Below are 5,518 nucleotides of genomic sequence, written 5' to 3' on the forward strand. Positions count from 1 at the left end.
CAAACTACCCGATGCACACGAGTGTGCTGGAAGGGGTGAACAACAAGATCAAAGTGATAAAGCGTATGGCATATGGATTTAGGGACTCAGAATACTTTTTTCTGAAAATCAAGGCGGCCTTCCCCGGAAAGCCGCGATGAACCTTATTTCTTGCCCGGGTTGTCCCAGATCCCCTCTTCCAGCTGACTGCGCAGCTCGGGGTACTTGTTGGCATCGAAGGTGGGGACGCGCCCCAGCTTGAGCTGGTCGTTGTAGTCCTTGGCCAGCTTGATGGCGACGCCGGAGAGCAGCAGGATGGCCACCAGGTTGACGATGGCCATCAGCCCCATGGAGACATCCGCCAGAGCCCACACGGTCGGCAGCTCGCCCACGGAGCCGAACATCACCATGCCCAGCACGAACATCCGGAACAGCATCAGGCCGCCCTTGTGGTTGTGCTCGAGGAACACCAGGTTGGTCTCCGCATAGGAGTAGTTCGCCACGATGGAGGTGAAGGCGAAGAAGAAGATGGCCGCTGCGATGAAGATGTTGCCACCGCCGCCCACCTGGGAGGAGAGCGCACGCTGGGTCAGCTCGACACCGGTCACACCGGAGCCCGGCTCGAACTGGCCGGACATCAGGATGATGGCGGCAGTACAGGTACAGATGACGATGGTATCGAGGAAGACACCCAGCATCTGCACATAACCCTGGGAGGCCGGGTGCGGCGGATAGGGGGTGGCGGTGGCGGCAGCATTGGGGGCAGAGCCCATGCCCGCCTCGTTGGAGAAGAGGCCGCGCTTGATGCCGTTGATCATCGCCTGGGAGATGGCATAGCCCATGGCGCCGGAACCCGCCTGCTCGATGCCGAACGCAGACTTGATGATCAGGGCCAGCACGCCGGGCAGCTCGCTGATGTTCATGGCCACCACGAACAGCGCCATCAGGATGTAGGCGAGCGCCATGAAGGGCACCACCAGCTCGGCGAAACGGGCGATGCCGCGGATGCCGCCGAAGATGATGAGGCCGGAGAGCACCACCAGGGCCAGACCGCTCACCCAGTCAGGGATGCCGAAGGCGACGTTCATGGCCAGGCTGATGGAGTTGGCCTGCACCGCGTTGAACACCAGACCGAAGGCCAGCAGCAGGCAGAGGGAGAAGACCACCCCCATCCAGCGCATGCCGAGGCCGCGCTCCATGTAGTAGGCGGGACCGCCCCGGTAGTTGCCATCCTCATCCTTGACCTTGTAGAGCTGGGCCAGGGTGCTCTCCACGAAGGCGGTGGCCATGCCGATGAAGGCGATCAGCCACATCCAGAAGACGGCGCCAGGGCCACCCAGATAGATGGCGACGGCCACACCGGCCAGATTGCCCGTCCCGACGCGTGCCGCCAGGCTGGTACACAGAGCCTGGAAGGAGGAGATGCCGGCGCTGTCGGATTTGCGACTGTTGCGCAGGACCGAGAACATGTGGCCGAAGTGGCGGATCTGGATAAAGCCCAGACGGAAGGTAAAGAAGATACCGACCCCGATCAGCAGGTAAATGAGCACGGCTCCCCACATCAGGTCGTTAATCATTGCAATCAAGGTGTCCATAATTCTCTCGTTGTTATCACATCCATGGCCAGTCTGCGCTGACCGCTCTCTGTCAATTTCCGAACCAGCATTGCGCCGAAGGGGCGGAATCTAGCATAGCGAGGGAATTCAGAATAGTGACAGGGCTCACTGGGGAGACAAAAAACGAGCAATTTGATGCAAAAAAGCTTCATTTAGCACGCAATAAATCAACAAAAATTGATGCGCAACCCAGCCCCACACAAATTAGAGCCAATAGAGAACCATTTTACAACTCATCCCATGGGGGTAAAAACCGCTGAGTGAAACGAAACCAGGGAGACAAGCGTTTGCCTCTCATGCCTCATCGGCAAGGGGTTGTAACGCAAAACGTTTTACACGTAATTAAATTTCAAGTAGCTGACAGAACTATTTATGTGACCTCCCGCACAAATTCATGAATCCACCAAAATAATTGCGCTTTTCCATGTCGGAGCCAGCCGCCACACCATGAATAAAACTCTTTTTTTATCAAACACTTTCACCCGACAGCCGGTACCGCTTTCACCACCTGGCTGATTCGCATACAAGCCCCCCTATTGCAGGATGCGCCACATCCGTATTAATTAGGCAGGCAATGACGATGGGGCCTGCCCATCGCCCCTTTCTGAGCCTGAGCCGCCGGGATCTTGTAATTTAATTTCAGAACTGCCGTCTCATGCCCGCCACCCTGGGATTGCTCCCTCATAAAGAGATGATATTTGCCATGGCCGATAAATTGACCCAGCTGAAAGCCCTGACCACAGTGGTTGCCGATACCGGCGACATCGAAGCCATCAAGCGCTACCAGCCCATCGATGCCACCACCAACCCCTCTCTGGTACTCAAGGCCTCCGAGATCCCCGAGTACGCAGCCCTGATCCAGGACGCCATTGCCTGGGCCAAATCCCAGAGCCAGGACAAGGCACAGCAAATCATCGACGCAGGCGACAAGCTGGCGGTCAACATCGGCCTCGAAGTGCTGAAAATCGTCCCGGGCCGCATCTCCACCGAAGTGGACGCCCGCCTCTCCTTCGACACCGACGCCAGCATCGCCAAGGCCCGCAAGCTGATCCGCCTCTACAACGAAGCCGGCATCAGCAATGATCGCATCCTGATCAAGCTGGCCTCCACTTGGGAAGGGATCCGTGCCGCCGAGGTGCTGGAGAAAGAGGGTATCCAGTGCAACCTGACCCTGCTGTTCTCCTTCGCCCAGGCTCGTGCCTGTGCCGAAGCCGGCGCCTTCCTCATCTCCCCGTTCGTGGGCCGCATCCTCGACTGGTACAAGGCCAAGAACGGCCGTGACTACACCGCCAGTGAAGATCCGGGCGTGGTCTCCGTCACCGCCATCTACAACTACTACAAGCAGCACGACTACCCGACCGTGGTCATGGGCGCGAGCTTCCGCAACACCGGCGAAATCCTGGAACTGGCCGGCTGCGACCGCCTGACCATTGGCCCCGCTTTGCTGGAAGAGCTGAGCAAGGCCGAAGGCACCGTGGTGCGCAAACTGGACTACACCGGCGAGCGCACAGCCAAACCGGCCCCGATGACCGAAGCCGAATTCCGCTGGGAGCTGAACCAGGACGCCATGGCAGTCGAGAAACTGGGGGAAGGCATCCGCCTGTTCGCCATCGACCAGGGCAAGCTGGAAACCATGCTGGCAAGCCACCTGTAAGGCCGCTCGCCACACGGCTCTCACAGAGCGAAGTGGCGCTGCAAAAACCGGGCTCCCGAAAGGGCAGCCCGGTTTTTTTGTGCCTGTTTCCGGTTGTCACAACTTCGTCATAAAAACGTTTTATTTTCAAAGGCGTCGTGTTATACGGATGGTGAAAACCATAAAACCAAGGAGGGAGCCATGGACATGTTCAACTTCGATTTTGACGAGGTCGTTGAGCTGGGTTCACGTAGCCGCGGGACAACGGGAAAAAAACGCAAATGGCGTGAGATTGAGGCGCTTAAAGACAAGCACCGCCTGCAAAAGGAGCTGCAGGCCATCGACATCGCCTATGAAGGATCGGACGACCTGGAGCTCTGATACGCCCACGTCGCCCATGTTTCACTCCAGCGAGTGGAGCCATAAAAACAGCGCCCCGGATTGACCGGGGCGCTGTTTTTATGGGTGATCCTGTCAGGCTGCAGGCAGCGAGAGCTGTTTGGCCAGCGCCTGGAAGTGCTGGCTCACCTCCGCCCCGAACAGGGGATCATTGATGGCCCGGTTCTGCCAGAGCTGTTCGAGATGACGCCAGTCATCCTCGGTCAGGGAGTCGCGCAGATGGGGGAAGATGACCCCTTCCTCATAGTTCATGTGCGCCTCCTGCTGCTCGATGAACTGCTCCAGACAGGCCACGAACTGATCCAGCGGGATGACCGCATCCATCAGGATCATCTCCACCATCTCCTTGAGCTCGGTCCCTGCATCCAGCAGACGGGCGTGCTCCTCGTGCAACCGGTTGGCCACTTCCCCCTCCACCACCCTGTATTTCAGGTAGTAGTCATAAATCATGTCTTCCTTCGGGTGGTGGTACTTGTCAGATACCTCGCGCAGATAATCCACCACATCCCGCAGCAGGAAGTAGCTGACCGGCTGCTCATTGCGAATGGCCGCCAGCTTTTGCTTGAGCAGCGTCAGCAACCGGGTGATGTTGAGGTGGTCCTTATGCAGACTGGATAACATGGGCACTCCTTGCACTGAAATGAGAAAACGTCTGTCTCGAGTATACGGTCATTTATTGCCTGAACTTTGCACTCAATCAAGTCGGATGCAGACAGCGGCTGCACCAGCCTCTCACCACAGGAGGCACAGGGGACACCATTTCCCCTGTGCATGCACGGCGTCAGGCCGCCGGATCGGCGCAGACCGAGAGCCAGTCGATGGGACTGCGTCCTTGCTGGACCAGCAGGCGATTGGCCTCGGAGAAGTGGCCGCAACCGATGAAACCGCGATGGGCAGAGAGCGGGCTGGGATGGGGGGCGCTCAGCACATGGTGGCGCGACCGGTCGATGAAGCGCCCTTTCTTCTGGGCATGAGCGCCCCACAGCAGGAAGACAACTCCCTGGCAATGGGCATTGATCCGCTCGATGACCCGATCGGTAAAGGTCTCCCACCCCAGGTGGGCGTGAGAGTGCGCCATGCCCGCCTGGACCGTCAGCACCGTATTGAGCAGCAGCACTCCCTGTCTGGCCCAGGATTCCAGGAATCCGTGATTGGGTGTGACAAAACCCGGCAGATCCCGCTGCATCTCCTTGTAGATGTTGACGAGGGACGGCGGCGTGCGCACTCCGGGCAAGACGGAGAAACAGAGGCCGTGCGCCTGGTCCGGGCCGTGATAGGGATCCTGCCCCAGAATCACCACCTTGACGTCATCCAGCTCGGTCAGTTTGAAGGCATTGAATACCTCGGTCGCCGGGGGATAGATCACCTTGCCCGCCTCCCGCTCGGCCCTGACGGTGGCCAGGGTGTCCATGAAATACGCCTGCTCTTTCTCCGAACCAATCACATCTTTCCAGGTCAGCACACCCGTCTCCTCTCGTTGCGAATCCACTCCTTCCATCCTGGCTGGCATGCCAGCCTCTCCCTCTCCCCACTCCCCGCCTTCTGTCCAGCTTGGCACCGCTATCTCCTCGGTCAATAGAGCAAGGGGCTCAGGATAGGGTCCTCGCCCCCAAGACGCAACCGCATGGAGGTCAGGCTCAGCCTGGCCAGCCTGGGAAGTGGCGGCGGCGTTCACGGGCAATGACCGGGGCTGCGTCGACACAGGAATAACAGGATGTCCTTCGGACAAGCCTCATGGGCAGGCCGGCAGGGCGAGATCGTGAACATTTTGTTAAAAATTAAAAATAGTTTTTTGCCTACAAAACAAATACTTATAGGCCTGTGATATGCAGTTAACTTTATAGTCAGGATCGCCTTCACACTTTTTAATCGTCACTGCACGTCATTTCAG

At 58.2% G+C, this 5,518-nt stretch carries 6 protein-coding genes; 3 read left to right on the forward strand and 3 right to left on the reverse strand.

Annotated features, from left to right (window positions below; genetic code table 11):
* A partial coding sequence (locus MUW49_RS17715; protein WP_210537942.1) for a transposase occupies nt 1-140 on the forward strand: 140 nt, incomplete at its 5' end.
* 3 nt (nt 141-143) lie between these two features.
* Here MUW49_RS17715 and MUW49_RS17720 read toward each other — a convergent pair.
* Nucleotides 144-1,574, reverse strand: coding sequence for a sodium:alanine symporter family protein (locus tag MUW49_RS17720; RefSeq protein WP_010673860.1), 1,431 nt, complete (start codon nt 1,572-1,574; stop codon nt 144-146).
* Between the two features lie 724 nt (nt 1,575-2,298).
* Here MUW49_RS17720 and tal point away from each other — a divergent pair.
* Together tal and MUW49_RS17730 are read left to right on the forward strand one after the other, a co-directional pair.
* The gene (tal, locus tag MUW49_RS17725; protein WP_010673859.1) at nt 2,299-3,249 is read left to right on the forward strand and encodes a transaldolase; all 951 of its coding nucleotides are present in this window, start codon (nt 2,299-2,301) and stop codon (nt 3,247-3,249) included.
* 180 nt (nt 3,250-3,429) lie between these two features.
* Nucleotides 3,430-3,609, forward strand: coding sequence for a DUF3545 family protein (locus MUW49_RS17730; protein WP_010673858.1), 180 nt, complete (start codon nt 3,430-3,432; stop codon nt 3,607-3,609).
* A gap of 93 nt (nt 3,610-3,702) precedes the next feature.
* Here MUW49_RS17730 and MUW49_RS17735 read toward each other — a convergent pair whose 3' ends face one another.
* Nucleotides 3,703-4,248, reverse strand: coding sequence for a hemerythrin domain-containing protein (locus tag MUW49_RS17735; protein ID WP_010673857.1), 546 nt, complete (start codon nt 4,246-4,248; stop codon nt 3,703-3,705).
* Nucleotides 4,249-4,408: 160 nt separating this feature from the next.
* Nucleotides 4,409-5,089: a uracil-DNA glycosylase gene (gene ung / locus MUW49_RS17740; protein WP_010673856.1), complete on the reverse strand. Its 681-nt coding sequence runs from the start codon at nt 5,087-5,089 to the stop codon at nt 4,409-4,411.
* Nucleotides 5,090-5,518: the final 429 nt, after the last annotated feature.

The sequence above is a fragment of the Aeromonas sp. LsrichE-8G genome (assembly GCF_022869435.1).
GTDB classification, from domain to species: Bacteria; Pseudomonadota; Gammaproteobacteria; order Enterobacterales; family Aeromonadaceae; genus Aeromonas; species Aeromonas caviae.